The following is a 14,266-nucleotide window of genomic DNA, read 5'->3' as shown; positions in this document are numbered from 1 at the left end:
GTTTATTTTAGGATCTTGTAGAGCGTCGAACGCTCTTTGAGTTCACGCCCGATATCTGCACAGATATACGCCATCTCTTCAGGTTCAAAGATATCAGAGAGATCTGCACCGGCATCACCGGTAACATCATCGATGTACATGGTGCCTGAGAGATCGTCTGCTCCGGCAAGCAGACCGAGTTGACTCATTTTTATACCGATCTTCGGCCATGAGACCTGGATATGATCGATATTATCAAGGTATAGCCGGCAGACTGCGGTCGTCACCAGGTCGTCCCTTCCTGTCGGGCCGAACCTGACTGTCCCTTTCTGGTAGAGCGGGGTCCTGCTATGGATATAGGAGAGGAGAACCATCTCGGAGAACCCTCCTGTGTCATCCTGAATGCAACGGATCAGGTCGAGGTGTGCAGCCCTCTCCTGCGGAGTCTCGGTTGACCCATACATGATCGTCGCAGAGCTGGTGAGTCCGAGCCGGTGAGCCTCTCTGATAATCTCCTCCCACCGTGCTGTTCTCACTTTTGCCGGACAGATGACATCCCTGACCTCATCCACGAGAACTTCTGCTGCAGTTCCCTGCATACTTCCAAGGCCGCCCTCTTTGAGGGCACTGATGACCTCGGGAGGTTCCAGGTTTTCTTTCCGTGCTATCCAGTCAACCTCATCAGGAGAGTAGGCATGGATGTGAACGTCTGGGAAGATCTCGTGTGCCCACTCCAGAAACGAGAGGTAGTTCTGAAGCCTGAAGTCAGGGTGAACACCGGAGAGGAAACAGATCTCAGTAACTCCCCGTGCTTTTGCCTCACGGACCTGTGCCTGTATCTCATCCCTGCCGAAGAGGTACGCATCAGGATCACCTTTTTTTCTGCCAAACCCGCAGAATCCGCAGAGGTTTTTGCAGATGTTGGTGATATGGACGTTCTGGTTGCGCACAAACGTGACAGTGTTGCCTACCTTCTTCTCCCTCATCTCATCTGCTGCAGCAAAGAGCTGATAGAGATCCCGTCCGGTAACTGACAGAAGATACGCACCTTCTTCTGGTGTGAGCCGGTGACCGGCAAGCGTGTCTGAAAGGAGTGTCTGTAGTTTCATGTTCATCGTTACTTCTTCTTTGTCTGGGTCACAGCCGGGTCACTGGAGGACTTGCGCCGGGTATAGAGTTCCTGAAGGATCATGAGGATTATCACGATGACAATGACAGGTCCGATGTTCAAAGGAAGGTACCCGACGTACGGCACAGAGTACACAGCCTTCCCTATGATCCATTCCTTCTTAACCGGCTGGATGGCAGAGCCCGTTCCCCGGTAGTTGTCCCCGAATCCGGTTTGATCGATGACCGGGTTGTTGTCGCCCTTGGTGATGTACCCGTCATGGGGGGCCACATACTGCTTCGTCTCGATCTGGCCGGTTGCCTTGTTCATCTCCCGGTATGTGATATTTGTCTGCCCGGCGGGAGCCCAGTAGAGGGCCCGGTGGATGATCGGGTGAAGGTCAGTGTTCCCGTTCGGACGGTAGATGATAACATCACCAGGCATGCCGTACTTCTGGTACCCCGAGGCCTCGCCTTCAGCCATACTCTGAAGGGGACTGAGCCGGTCAGCGGCAACCACGAGAACAAGATCGCCGACGTTCATATGGGGGACCATGCTCTCTGACTCGATGGTGACAATAGCAGGCCAGGTCCCACAACCCAGAAAGAGGATGGCAACGATGATACCAACAGTAACCAGAACAGAGGCGATTTCACGGACTGCAGAGGGAATCTGCTCTTCACTCTTCCAGAAATCAGATATTACGGCTTTTATTGGCTTTTTTTCGGACTTTGCTGCCATGGTGTAAGTATGTAGGTTCCCTCTGAGAAATATTAATACTGAACTGCCATACTGCCATGCCGGGAGACCTTCAGGGAGAGATAAATCGTCCGGACAGCAGTGTCTCAAATATGTTGATCCCTTTTCAGAGCCCATGTATAGTACCGTGAGTCTGCCGTCTACACTCGGTTCTGTCCAGGTGACCGATCCGCTGCCACATTCCAGGAGGGATGAGTATTAACTCATCCGCCATCGTGGAGCGGTTCCTGGACAACCGGCTCCAGGTTCATCCCGATGTGGTCAGGTATATCAGGGAGCAGAACGACGACAGTCTCATCGACCTTATCATCTCTGCACTTCCGAATGACTGCCTGGTTGTCTCCGGCCGTCACCTGCCAGGGACCACACCGGCCCGGGACGGGATACGATTTTTAGGAGATCCTTCCCTTGAGGTGATTGCAGGAAGAAAGGGTTCCTGCAAACCGGCAGGAAGGGTGGAGGATTATGTCACATACTTTCATGACCGGTACACCAGGCTCTCAGGGATGGTCAGGGGGAGATGCAGTCCGATCCCTATCGAAGCATTGAAACGAAACTCGCGGTACAAATCAGAAGAGTTCGCCATCACCGGGATGGTGGTTGAGGCCCGGAGTACGGGAAAAGGGCATCGTCTGATCGAGATAGAGGATCCGACCGGATTTATCAATATCCTCTTCAACAAGGATCGCGATGACTTTGAAGAGGCAGAGAAGATCGTGCCTGATGAGGTGATCGGGGTCAGGGGCACCCTTTCACCTGAAGGGACCCTCATGTTTGCGGATCAACTCTTCAGGCCTGATATCCCGTTCACCTACTCCCCGTATATGAGTGACAAGCCCGGGTACGCAGCCCTGATATCTGACATTCACGTAGGGTCAGACACATTTCTTGAAGAGGCATGGGGGCGGTTCTCTGACTGGTTGAAAGAGAGTGATATCTCATACCTGCTAGTGGCCGGAGACCTGGTGGACGGGATCGGTATCTACCCTGGGCAGGATAAGGAATTGACCATCCCAAACATCTACGGGCAGTATGAAGCGCTCGGAAAGATGTTCTCCCAACTCCCGTCCCGGCTGCAGATCGTGCTAGCTCCCGGTAACCACGACGTTGTGCGGGGAGCCGAACCCCAGCCGGTGATTCCTGAGAAGTTCATCGGCTCATTCCCTTCAAACTGCATATGGGTCGAGAATCCGGCACTTGTCAACCTTCAGGGTGTCAGGGTTCTGATGTATCACGGGAGGTCATTCGATGATCTCATCGGGGTGATACCGGGTGCCAGCTATGAAAAGGCACATGATGTGATCCCTGAGATGCTCAAGCGACGGCACCTTGCCCCGTGTTATGGAAAGAGAACACCGATAGCTGCCGACACGGTCGACCGGCTCGTCATTGATCCGATCCCCGAGGTTGTCCACTGCGGCCATGTTCATATCACCGGCATCACCCGATATAGGGGAGTGCTGGCAATCAATGCCGGGACATGGCAGAGTCAGACCGCATTTCAGAAGCAGATGAATATTCAGCCGACACCTGCACAGGCAGTCATCCTGAACCTTCAGACCCTCAAGCCGGAGGTTTATGACTTCAGTGAAGGGATGCCTGAACCGATGAGAGCCGGTTGACAGGGCGCAAAAAATCTTTTCCCTATTCATGTCCGGTGCTGTTAACCGCCTCTTCCTTGAGATACCAGTCAACAAGCACTTTGTCAGCCTTCTTCTCCCACGCGATGAGTTCAGAGTCTCCAGGGTAGAACCTGAATGCCTCGGCGATTGCGGAGGCGGCCTCCGGATACCGCTCCAGGGCAAGAAGGACCTCGCTGTACCCTCTCCATGCCCGGCCAGACGTATCATCGATCCTGAGCGAGCGTTGATAGAGGTCTTCAGCCTTATTGTCCTGCCCCTGCATATGGTAGGCTTCTGCAAGATGTGAGAGGACCTCGGGATCTCTGGATAGGTACTCTGCTGCCTGCTCCAGGTATCCGGTAGCCTCCTCAACCTTCCCTTCGGAGAGCAGAATGCACCCGAGTGTATCCATGGCCCCAGGATTCCCAGGATGCTGTCTGAGTACCTCTTCAGCGAGTGTACGGCCTTCACTTCCTCGTCCGCTCAGATACAGGGCATACGCCTTAGCATTGAGTAGTTGTGGATCATCAGGAGTTGAGGCCAGCGGATGCTCAAGGGCGTCTATCGCTTCATCGTACCTGCCAAGCCGGGTGTTCAGGTATGCGACCGTCACCCAGATACCGGGATCACTCTGGTTCAGGGAGGCTGCATTACTGACAAAATCAAGAGCCTCCTCGTACTTTCCCAGAGAGGTTGCTGCATCTCCAAGATAGGCAGAAGCATCTGGATCGCTCGGAAGAGCCAGGTATGCCTCTTGCAGATATGGGAGTGATGCAGTTACATTACCCTCTCTGATCAGGATTGTGCCCATAAGCAGGGAGAGACGGGGATCAAGGGGCCCTTCGGCTTCCTCTTTTCTGATAAGCGAGGCCGCATCCTCACCCTTGTCGAGAGCGATCAGGGCTTCTGATCTGATTCGCACCTCCTCGGTCCTGTTCAGGTCAGATGAGTTGTCAAGGATCTCCAGGGCCTCTTTTGGATTGCCAGTATTCACCGCTGCCTCAGCCCTGATCGCTGATACCTCGCCGGTTCCTGTAGAGGTGAGATTATACCGGTTCACCCCGTTCACAACCTCGTCCCATCGTGAGAGTGCCGCTAGTGCCCTGAGCCTCCCGATCATCGCACCCTGATCATCAGGACTGGCAGAAAGGGCCTCATCATACCACCGGATCGCACGCTGATACTCTCCGTTGTAATAGGCATCATCAGCCTGGGAGAGAGGATCTGTTGCAGCCTGAACCAGGGAGGGAGTGATCAGAATGAACAGGAGAACTACCGGGAAGAGGAGACGACTTATCATAACCTGAGGAGATATCAGGGTGCGGATATGAAAGGATTTCCGGCATCAGGGACATGACGATAAGGAGGTCCTCCTGACTTGTGGTTATATGATATGAGAAAAAGGTGTTGAATGCAACCGGATCTGTTACAAGCTACGGGCACGTCTTGAGATCTCGGCCACGGTCTCCATGATCCTGATAGCACCCGGAACATCTGCAAGACGAAGCCCGCAGCTCGGAGTGATAATAGCCTGTGCATCAAATCGTTCATGTCCGACTACGGGTTTCAGATCATTTCTGATCGAGAGATACCGTTGCCAGAGAGTCTCGATTGTCTCAAGGTTAAACTTGTCAAGTTCTGCAGGAACAATCCCCCACGCAATAATTCCTCCGGCCTCAAGATATGTTTTGATCTGATCCCTGTAGAGAAGGAACTCTTTGGCAGTACCGTATGCATCGAGCGAGATCACTGCAGGATTCAGGGACATGAGAAGCCCCCAGTCTGTGTTCGAACAGCAGTGAACTCCGATGCCGCCTTCAATAAGAGATCCGATATCCTCAAACGCAGATGCAACCATCTCGGGGGTGAGTTGCATCACCGACGATCCAAGGGCAGCGAGGTACGGTTCATCTATGACCACCAGTGTCTGTGGGGCACCGGTCTTCTGCATCAGCATCTCGTACCACCGTGCCCGAAGTGCCAGCATCTTGGTAAGCATATCAAAATACTGGGCATCATACGCAAGCGGACGGCGATCCTGATCGGTGATCGTCAGCCCGAATGTAACCGGACCCGTGACCTGACACTTGACACACCAGACTTGTGAGAGATCTCTCTTTGCCATCTCAAAGTATCCGGCCGCATACTCGGGTGACGCAGCATACCGATCGATATTCTGCTCCATGAAGTCGAGGTACACCTGCTCCATCTCAATCGAGAATTCAAGAGCCCGATCCACATAGAGTTTGTTTCCCTCAACGACCCTGCCTGGCAGAAATTCTGAGTCATGCCAGATGATCGACTCAAAGGGGGAGATGTTCGGGAGTGTGGGTGCATAGGGCATTTCAGGGCAGAGCCTGAGCACATCATCAACAGCCTGGCCAGGATCTTCCTGAGGAAGGGAGCCGACCCCTGATGCGATGCTATGCGGGGACTTCAGAAATCCTGCCATTACTTCTCCTCCACACGGAGCCGGCAGAGCTCAAGACTCTTCTCAACCATGGGAAAGAGCGTGAGATCGGTGTGGGGCAAAAAAGTCCCCTTCGTATACTCATCCATGAAGGTGGGTTCAGCATTGAGCTCGATATACCCCATCCGGTACGCAATATCATCAACAAACTTCCGCATCTTTCTGTTGATCAGGGCGATGTTGGCCCCTTCTGCAGCACCGTTTCCGAGGTTGATGATCCGATCAACCGGCACTTCAGGGATCAGGCCAACCGTGATGGCATTATCCTTGTTGATATAGTTCCCAAACCCGCCTGCAAAGTAGAGGTTCTTGATATCCTCACGGGTAATTCCTGCCTGGTTCATCAGGACGATACATGCAGCAAGTGTTGAGGCCTTGCTCATGATCAGGTTCTTGATATCATTCTCGGTCACAACGATATCCTTCCCGATGCCGGTCTCATCCTTCCAGGCAAGCACAAACTCAGGGAAGTATTCACCCTGGCGAATGCGGGGGTGGCTTATGGTTGTATTGATCCTCCCGGTTCTGTCGATGACACAGGACCGCAGAAGTTCGGCCAACACGTCAATAAGTCCTGAACCGCAGATACCCACCGGTTTCTTCCCGTTGATCGTCTCGCACCTGAGATCAAGAGTTGCAGGATCAATCGAGACCTTCTCAATTGCACCCGGGTTAGCCCGCATCCCGAAGAGAACCTCTCCACCTTCAAGAGCCGGACCTGCTGCTCCTGCGCAGGCAAACATCCACTCGTTGTTGCCAAGCACCACCTCAAAATTGGTACCGATATCTATCAGCAGGGAGATGTCAGCACTCTCTGCCATCCCTGATGCAACGATATCTGCAACGATGTCACCCCCGATGAAGTCGCTGACTGCAGGGAAGATGAAGACACTGCCATCAGGCTTTATGGAGAGGCCGATCCGTCCGGCTGAAGCCGTAAGCGAACGTCTGACGACTGGGACATACGGTTCCTCGATCATGTACGAGGGATCGATCGCAAGGAGCATGTGGGTCATGATGGTGTTTCCTGCGATCACAACCTCACAGATGTCATCCCTGTCAACTCCGGCATTGTTTGCTGCCATGGTGATCGCAGTGTTTATAGAGTCAACCGCCAGCTCCTGGAGTCGCACCAGCCCTTTCCTCTTGCTGTAGTTGACCCGTGAGAGGATGTCCTCGCCACAGGAGATCTGCTTGTTATAGGTCGAGCCGACACCGATCACCTGACCGGTGTTGAGATCACGAAGAAAGGCTACCACAGTCGTGGTCCCGAGATCGACCGCAGCCCCATACAGACTGCCTGAAGTGTCTCCCTTCTCGATCTCTATCATCCGAAATCCGGCAGGCAATCTGGCGATCGTTGCAGTGACCTTCCACCCGCTGTCCCTGAGCATGGAGGGGATCACCCTGAGAATCTCAAGCGGGACATAGACCTGTTTGCTGCTTGGGCCATCTGAATTGGATATTGCATCCAGGAGCCTGTAGAGGTCAGAGGTGGGTGTTGCAAGGGTTGGCGGCTGGACCTGGACATAGTACTTCCTGATCGACGGATTGAGCACAGTCTCCTGACCGATCACATTCATGAGAATCTGCTGGCTCTGTATCAGCGTCCGTTCAGGGACCATGATCTGGCAGTCATCCTCAGGGAATGCCTCGCACGAGAGGAGGGCACCGGCATCCCTCTCTTCCTGGCTGAAGAACTCCCTGAACCGCTCGGTGTCAAACCTGATCCTGCCTGACTTGTGGAACATCACGCACTTTCCACACTTCCCAACACCGCCGCAGACTGCGTTGATCGCAAGACCTGCTTTCTGGGCAGCAGTCATGAGAGAGTCAGATGTTGAGACTTCGACTTTCCTGAACCCGGGGAGAAAGGTGACGATAGGCATCGGTTACTTCAGCTCCTCCTCGATGAAGGATGCAATCTCTGCTGCATCACGGGGACCGACGATGACCTTCCACCCGGTGTACTCCTCTATTCTCCCTGAGAGCGGGGATGCGTACCCCGGAATGATGATGGTCTTGTTGTTCACCTCGCTTGCAAGGGCGAACTTCTCGATCGCATCCTTGACAACCGACTCGCTCAGTTTTCCTGCTGCAACAGCGGTCAGCACCGACATCCCCTCGGTGTCCACGATCAAAAGCCAGCAGGAACGACGGGTTGACTCAAGGTACCCCTGCAGGGTGAAGTAGGTGAGCGAAAAGTTGACGGTGAGGAACACCGGGTCATCACGTCCGGGTGTTCCCACCCGGTAGAGTCCGGGCGTCATCTGGATTGGCTTCTGGGGATCAGTGTAGATGTTCTGCCGCATAACAAGAGCAGCCTGCATCTCGGTCCGGGAGAGCGGGTTTACCACGATCACGGAGGCAAACTTCACGATACCTGTGACAAGGCCTGAAAACCCGGTACTCCGTGCATCGAGGAACACCGGATAGCCAAGACCCGGGACAGATCTGGCAAGGGCTGCCTGGCGCACAAGGGTTGAAGACCTGACAAACTCCCCCTCGTCGCCTGTGAGATCCAGCATCAGCTGGGTAACACCAAGCCCGGTGCATCGGGCTGCATTTTCAGCCAGGTTTTCAAGGCTGGTTCCTGAGACCACGAGCGGAGCCCCGTACTTCTTTGCAAGTGAGCAGAATGCCTCACAGTTCTGATCGCCTGCTCCCCTGATGAGTGGCAGGTAATTGCCACAGACAGCAAGCCCTGCCTCCATGACAGCAGGATCAGAGGCCATCAGAACCAGGGGGAGATCAGGATTTGCCGAAACCACTGCAGATATAGCGGCAGCAAACCGCTCCGGGGATCCGGAGTCTGCAGAGATAGATAGCCCGTTCAACACCAGATCAATCCCAATCCTGGTCACTTTACAGCCTCTTACCTGGGATACAACATCCCTGATCCGGTCGTCTGATTCCGAATCAGATACTGCATACAGGATCCCGGGCTGGTGATAGAACGTCTTCTCGTGCCGGTAGAAGACGAACTCCTCACCTACCGTGAACGAGAGGGTTCCCATGCCAATGGTCACCTTCTGTATCGGCGGCCGGGTTGAAGCACCAAGGATATTCTTTGCCTCTTCGTCTAGGTACGGACAGAGATCAGGCTCGGCCTTTCCCTGTGCCAGTTTCATTGCAAACGTGAGACAGGTCGGATCACCACACTCCTTGCAGTTCTTCTTGGGGAGCAGTTTGTAGATATCAAGGGCCTTGAGTGCCATCAGGTCACCTCCGCATTCCAAAGAGAATCTATCGCTTTCCTGAGTCTGGCCAGAGAGGCAGGATGCCTGACGACTAGGATTGTTGCTCCTGCAAGGGCAGCAGCAACCGAGGTAGCCACCTCCCATGATACCGCGGTCTCGTGGTTGTGAACCGCTCCCCTGATCTCCTTGATGGTCAGGGTATCAGACGGAGCACAGATCATCGGCATTGCAAGATCTGCGTCACCTTTCAATGCTGCAAACCTGATCCGCTCCATGGTCGAGTATGTGTACTCGAACCCGTACCCGAGTGCCCCGGTGTAGGGATCGATGATGATCCGGTCATCAGGAACACCAGCCTCCCGGAGCAGGATGTTGAGTTGCTTTGCAAGGTTTACATCGATCGGTGACTGGGCGATGACCGAGTGGCCATATGCAATGGCTGCAGCTGCAACACTGCGATACCGGGCAGCTTCTGCGGTTCCAAGCACAAGTCTCTCCTTCTCTCCTGCTTCACCACACCGCTGGAAGACTTTTGAGTCGATCTCGGCATCTGCACTCCCTTCAATGATCAGGGGCAGACTTGTTGCAGCAAGAACAGATCTTACAGTCTTTCCCACTGCATCGTATGCCTCAAAATTCCGTCGCCGTGTCGAGGTAAGATTGAGCCTGATAAGATCCGCCTGCAGGGTTTTATCCACGTATTCAGCCCAGGCAGGAGGATTGTCGACCAGGTTTGTGCATGCACTTCTCACAACGTCAGGCCAGATGGCAGGATCGTCACAGATCTCAAAGGCAATAAGGGGTTTTCGTCCTTTGCCTATACACGGGAGATCAGACTCGCCACCGATCCGGTAGGAGATACGACGTGTTCCACCTTCTTCTGCGGTCGCACCGATTACAACCTCGCGGATCGATGCAGTCCACCCGGGTGAGTATGATATCGTCATAATTCCTCCTACAGCAGCGGGGCCATCGATAACGCTGGATGTTCCACCGAGGTCAGGAATGCGACCAGCCCGTCTATATCGGTCGCAACCGTCTCATCAGCGATCTTCTCGTAGAGACCAGAGAGTCCTGCCGAACTTATCTTCTCCCTGAGCCTCGTCTCAAGCTCTTCCTTGACAACCGAAGGCATCCATACGATCCTTGAAAGACCGCCTTCTGCCTGGATGAACCGGTCAGAAAGGATGTACCCTTTTGAGATCCCGATAAAGCCGGGCGTCTGTGCCCCACCACCGATGGTCCCGGCAAGGGTTGAGAAGGTCATACCTGACGGAGTCTCTCCTTTATACTCCCTGCTCACGATCATGATCCCGTTCGTCTCCGGAAGGATCATAGCAACAGCCTCAAAACATCCACAGCAGGTCATCGGGGCGTCCATGATACTATACAGCACACAGCGTTCCACCTCACCATGGGATGCCTGCCTGACAAACCGGTTCACACCTTCGAACTCACCTGCCTCATCATTGATCAGGGTCCCTTTATCGATTGGCTGGTTAGCCCCTGAAGGAGACATTTCGTATGCTGTCTTTCCATCAAGCCAGGTGAGTGCCCCACAGAGAGCGGGCCGCTCCGGAGTCAGCACACAGACATGATTCGGGGCAAAGGTCTGGCAGAGGGTGCAGGAGTAGTACTGGGTGACGTCCTCATCCTTCATCCCGGAAATCCGTTCATCGCGTTCTGTATACAGATGTTCTGCCTCTTTCTGTGTAGCAAGTACCTGGTCGCGGTCCGTGATCATGGTGACCTGCACAGCATCAAGAAGGGTAGGAAAGTCCATCCTGAATTTTGCAGCCAGAAGTTTGCCAAGATCTGCAATCTTCAGCCCTTGTGCAACAGCATCCTCAGAGACCCTGACCCAGATCTGATCCCGTTGTGCAGAGTGCCACGAACCTTCACCGTAGTTGATGAAGTTGTGGATCCTTCGCTCAAGCACAGGCTCGAACTCTTTCTTCATCGCCTTGCCGGCGACCTCAACGATGATACCGAGCGGTGCAGCAGACTTCTTCGGGACTGCATCGATCTCCGGTCCGATAACCGTGACCTTCCCATCCGTGACATCATGCAAATCCCTGACCCTGAGGAGTTCAAAGGCCGGAGAACGGGTACCCCCAAACTCGGCATACATCTCCTCCTTTCGAATCGCCTTTCCCTCAAAAGCCGGAGAGCAGGCCATCGGGATCGGAATAGAGGTGACCTGGACCCGGATGCCACGGAGTTCCATCCCGGTCCTGACGATCTCGGTAGGACCTGCCTGAGTCCAGTCCTGCCCTTCATACCCTCCCATGTGAATGATCGGGATCCCGAGCACCCGCAGACCGTCAATGAAAGCAATCTCTTCCTCGGTCATATCAGGGAAGGCGATGACAAACGCCTTGGCCCGCTCTGATGCATACGCAACAAGACGGTGGGCATCACCAGCCGCAACGCCTCCGAACATCATCGCAACTCTCGCAAGGATATCTGCAAAATGTACAGCGGCAAGCGAATCTTTCCCAAGCGGCACAAGCCGGAGGTCGAGCCCGACCTTCACCCCGGCTGCTGTCAGGGATTCGATAACCCCGCCTGAGAGGAACGTGAGCATGAGTTTCTCCTGCAGTTCCCTGCAGATTGCAGCGGCATAGTCTGCTGTGGATGGGTTCCCGACGATCAGGGCAAGCCCGAGTATGCTCCCGTCAACCAGGGTGTACCCGAGTTTTCTGATCACCGCATCCTCGATAAACCCGGTGTATGGGGGGCCGTCACTGGCCCCCCGGCAGGCAAGCAGGATTTCTGCACCAACCAGGGGACTCTGGTGAGCAGCTGCAAACACCTGTTCTGCAGCCTGTTTTGAATCAATCCCAGAGCCTGATATTGCATAGGAGATCGGGAGATAGTATGCGGTATCCTGATACCCATGAAACGAAGAAACAGCAGCAACCTGCTCTGCAATCTTCTTCATTCCTGATGAAACAGATGAATCGATCTGAACCATATCTTCTCACACCATAGATTGTTGCAAGGATAATTAGTAGATTAGTATTGCCCTCTTTCGATCAACCGAATTCGTTTTACATGAACCTTTTTTTCATCTGTCAGGGCTGGGGCTCCCAACGGGCCACCGTTGGGGTTGTATGAGACTGTTTACTATTCATCGTCCTCATATCGGGCAGAAGAGAAAAGATGACCCTGCAGCATTCCCGGGCAGCATTGCGTACAACAGGTGACAGAGTGGCTGAATACGAAATATCTTCGGGCTGAATCCCAAGAAGAAAGATATCAGCACCGGTCTCGTCCCTGAGATACTCCATGAGGATCTCAAGTGAGATCTTGTGAACACTGATCCTTACCTGTGATATATCTCCGACCTCTACTATCCTGACAGATCCAGGTTCTGCCCCAAAATCTGCTGAATCAACAATGACAATGAGAGAAGGATTCAGTCGCTTGATCACCCCGGTGTACTCCTCCGGGGTAACACCGGTATCGATGACATGGGGAAGATGACTGCTCAGAAGATCAATAAGAACAGGACCGAGACCGTCATCACCCCGCATCCGGTTACCGACCCCTACAAATACGATCCGGTCAGAATCGGTTTCACCAAACCGGGAGGCAAGCAAGGGCCTGATATCTGATGGAATCATAAAAACGGAGAGGACCCTGCTGCCCTTCACCCTCTCATCTGGAAGAGGACCTCAGCGATGTACTGCAGGGTTCCTGATACCAGATCCGGGAAGAGGCCGATGATAACGCATAACGCTACCATGATCAGGACAGGGACAAGCATGCAGAGCGGGGGATCATGTAGTTCCCTGAACGATTCGCGGGGAGTTCCAATGAACATCAGGTAAAAGGCTCTCATCAGCGTGATGAAGATCACGATGCTGGTGAACCAGCCGAATATGCTGATGATAGTGAATTCTAATCCGAAGAGCGAAAATATCACAGGGAACCCTGCCTCTACGGATCCCTCGTAAATGATCTCCTTACTGATAAACCCGTTCAGAAACGGCACCCCCGACATGGCTAGTGAGGCGACAAGGAAGGATAACGCTGTAAGCGGCATGACCTTTCCAAGCCCGCCCATCTTTTTGATCTGCAGGGTATGCACCTGATACAGAAGAATTCCCGATATGAGGAAGAGGCTCCCTTTAAAGAGCATGTGGTTCAGGATGTGAAACAGGGAGCCGTATATGGCAACCGGAGTTGCCAGCCCGAATCCAACAACGATGTACCCGATCTGACTGATACTGCTCCATGCAAGCAGGCGCTTGATATGGCAGGAGAAGAACGCCATAACACCGCCGAGAACCATGTTCAGAGTTCCGAAGAAGGTGACAATGAGCATGAGCATCTCTACGTTTGAGAGGAGGAAGAACGGGTACATCACCTTGACCATAGCAACAACGCTGACTTTGATGAGAATGCCAGACATAGTTGCACTGATCGCTGCAGGAGCATCAGCATGGGCTGGTGGAAGCCAGATGCTTCCGAGGGGAAGTAGTCCCGCTTTTGTTCCGAACCCGAAGAGAAACAGGAGTGCAAGGAGAGTGATATCCCCTGATGATAACAGGGAGATATTCATGAACCTGAGGTCGAGTGTTCCGGTACTGCTGTACAGGATGAATGCCCCGTAGATGACCAGGATAACCTCGAAGATGCTGATCGCGAGGTAGATGTAGGTGGCTCTGATCGCCCGCTTCGTCCTTCCGAACAGGATGAGAACTGCGCTGGTAACAGTCGCAGCTTCAAGAAGAATCAGCATCACAAGCACATTGTAGGTGCATGCCATGCCACACATCATCCCTGCGAGGACAAAGTAGAGGATAAAAAATGTCGAGTCAAAGTGGTTGTTCTTGCGATAGATGAACGAGTAAACAAGCACCATCGTTCCGAGAAAGGTCACAAGGGAGGAGACGAATATCCCGGGAGCATCAAGCACAAGCGGGCCGACTGCTGCAGGATGAATCATCCCACTCTGAAGTGCGATGAGGTACACAAGGTTCATCACAAAGAGAAGAGCCATGAAACATACGATAAAACTCCGCTGGACTCGTTCAGAGAATCCAAGCAGCAGGTAGAGGAGAATACCGCCGACAACGGGGAGCAGGACCGGGACCAGAGCATAATAGTCTAGCATCTT

11 protein-coding genes are annotated in these 14,266 nt (G+C 53.5%); 1 reads left to right on the top strand and 10 read right to left on the bottom strand.

All coding sequences use genetic code 11. The features are described from left to right. Positions 1-2: 2 nt before the first annotated feature. A complete protein-coding gene (gene cofH, locus ACHZA2_RS07870; RefSeq protein WP_319579256.1) occupies positions 3-1,094 on the bottom strand; it encodes a 5-amino-6-(D-ribitylamino)uracil--L-tyrosine 4-hydroxyphenyl transferase CofH in 1,092 nt (363 codons plus the stop codon). 2 nt (positions 1,095-1,096) lie between these two features. Then, positions 1,097-1,828, bottom strand: a complete 732-nt coding sequence (locus ACHZA2_RS07865; RefSeq protein ID WP_319579255.1) for a S26 family signal peptidase — start codon at positions 1,826-1,828, stop codon at positions 1,097-1,099. Positions 1,829-2,037: 209 nt separating this feature from the next. Between ACHZA2_RS07865 and ACHZA2_RS07860 the strand changes: the two genes are divergently transcribed. Continuing rightward, positions 2,038-3,468 (top strand): DNA-directed DNA polymerase II small subunit, encoded by a 1,431-nt coding sequence (locus ACHZA2_RS07860; protein WP_319579254.1) that lies wholly within the window; start codon positions 2,038-2,040, stop codon positions 3,466-3,468. A gap of 22 nt (positions 3,469-3,490) precedes the next feature. On the opposite strand, the gene ACHZA2_RS07855 is transcribed toward ACHZA2_RS07860, so the two are convergent. From ACHZA2_RS07855 to ACHZA2_RS07820, 8 genes are all read right to left on the bottom strand, one after another. After that, positions 3,491-4,768 (bottom strand): tetratricopeptide repeat protein, encoded by a 1,278-nt coding sequence (locus ACHZA2_RS07855; protein WP_319579253.1) that lies wholly within the window; start codon positions 4,766-4,768, stop codon positions 3,491-3,493. Positions 4,769-4,894: 126 nt separating this feature from the next. Continuing rightward, the gene (locus ACHZA2_RS07850; RefSeq protein WP_319579252.1) at positions 4,895-5,920 is read right to left on the bottom strand and encodes a hypothetical protein; all 1,026 of its coding nucleotides are present in this window, start codon (positions 5,918-5,920) and stop codon (positions 4,895-4,897) included. Then, on the bottom strand, positions 5,920-7,827 hold the full coding sequence (locus tag ACHZA2_RS07845) for an ASKHA domain-containing protein (RefSeq protein ID WP_319579251.1): 1,908 nt from the start codon (positions 7,825-7,827) through the stop codon (positions 5,920-5,922). Before ACHZA2_RS07845 ends, ACHZA2_RS07850 begins: the two co-directional genes overlap by 1 nt. A gap of 3 nt (positions 7,828-7,830) precedes the next feature. Further along, on the bottom strand, positions 7,831-9,156 hold the full coding sequence (acsC, locus tag ACHZA2_RS07840; protein ID WP_319579250.1) for an acetyl-CoA decarbonylase/synthase complex subunit gamma: 1,326 nt from the start codon (positions 9,154-9,156) through the stop codon (positions 7,831-7,833). Next, positions 9,156-10,085, bottom strand: coding sequence for an acetyl-CoA decarbonylase/synthase complex subunit delta (locus tag ACHZA2_RS07835; protein ID WP_319579249.1), 930 nt, complete (start codon positions 10,083-10,085; stop codon positions 9,156-9,158). The genes acsC and ACHZA2_RS07835 overlap by 1 nt, the downstream gene beginning before the upstream one ends. An 8-nt stretch (positions 10,086-10,093) precedes the next feature. Next, the gene (acsB, locus tag ACHZA2_RS07830; RefSeq protein WP_319579248.1) at positions 10,094-12,115 is read right to left on the bottom strand and encodes an acetyl-CoA decarbonylase/synthase complex subunit alpha/beta; all 2,022 of its coding nucleotides are present in this window, start codon (positions 12,113-12,115) and stop codon (positions 10,094-10,096) included. A gap of 100 nt (positions 12,116-12,215) precedes the next feature. Beyond that, positions 12,216-12,767, bottom strand: coding sequence for a hydrogenase 3 maturation endopeptidase HyCI (locus ACHZA2_RS07825; protein WP_319579247.1), 552 nt, complete (start codon positions 12,765-12,767; stop codon positions 12,216-12,218). A 26-nt stretch (positions 12,768-12,793) separates the two neighbouring features. After that, positions 12,794-14,263: a proton-conducting transporter membrane subunit gene (locus tag ACHZA2_RS07820; RefSeq protein ID WP_319579246.1), complete on the bottom strand. Its 1,470-nt coding sequence runs from the start codon at positions 14,261-14,263 to the stop codon at positions 12,794-12,796. Positions 14,264-14,266 lie beyond the last annotated feature (3 nt).

Source organism: uncultured Methanospirillum sp., assembly GCF_963668415.2.
Taxonomy (GTDB): domain Archaea; phylum Halobacteriota; class Methanomicrobia; order Methanomicrobiales; family Methanospirillaceae; genus Methanospirillum.
Note: the sequence above shows the minus strand (reverse complement) of the source record. Positions and strands in the feature narration are given on the sequence as shown.

What these genes read in the sequence shown, in the direction of transcription:
- acsC (WP_319579250.1), bottom strand. Translation starts at nt 9,156, where the DNA reads ATGGCACTCAAGGCCCTTGATATCTACAAACTGCTCCCCAAGAAGAAC.
- cofH (WP_319579256.1), bottom strand. Translation starts at nt 1,094, where the DNA reads ATGAACATGAAACTACAGACACTCCTTTCAGACACGCTTGCCGGTCAC.
- ACHZA2_RS07860 (WP_319579254.1), top strand. Translation starts at nt 2,038, where the DNA reads ATGAGTATTAACTCATCCGCCATCGTGGAGCGGTTCCTGGACAACCGG.
- ACHZA2_RS07850 (WP_319579252.1), bottom strand. Translation starts at nt 5,920, where the DNA reads ATGGCAGGATTTCTGAAGTCCCCGCATAGCATCGCATCAGGGGTCGGC.
- acsB (WP_319579248.1), bottom strand. Translation starts at nt 12,115, where the DNA reads ATGGTTCAGATCGATTCATCTGTTTCATCAGGAATGAAGAAGATTGCA.
- ACHZA2_RS07820 (WP_319579246.1), bottom strand. Translation starts at nt 14,263, where the DNA reads ATGCTAGACTATTATGCTCTGGTCCCGGTCCTGCTCCCCGTTGTCGGC.
- ACHZA2_RS07865 (WP_319579255.1), bottom strand. Translation starts at nt 1,828, where the DNA reads ATGGCAGCAAAGTCCGAAAAAAAGCCAATAAAAGCCGTAATATCTGAT.
- ACHZA2_RS07855 (WP_319579253.1), bottom strand. Translation starts at nt 4,768, where the DNA reads ATGATAAGTCGTCTCCTCTTCCCGGTAGTTCTCCTGTTCATTCTGATC.
- ACHZA2_RS07835 (WP_319579249.1), bottom strand. Translation starts at nt 10,085, where the DNA reads ATGACGATATCATACTCACCCGGGTGGACTGCATCGATCCGCGAGGTT.
- ACHZA2_RS07825 (WP_319579247.1), bottom strand. Translation starts at nt 12,767, where the DNA reads ATGATTCCATCAGATATCAGGCCCTTGCTTGCCTCCCGGTTTGGTGAA.
- ACHZA2_RS07845 (WP_319579251.1), bottom strand. Translation starts at nt 7,827, where the DNA reads ATGCCTATCGTCACCTTTCTCCCCGGGTTCAGGAAAGTCGAAGTCTCA.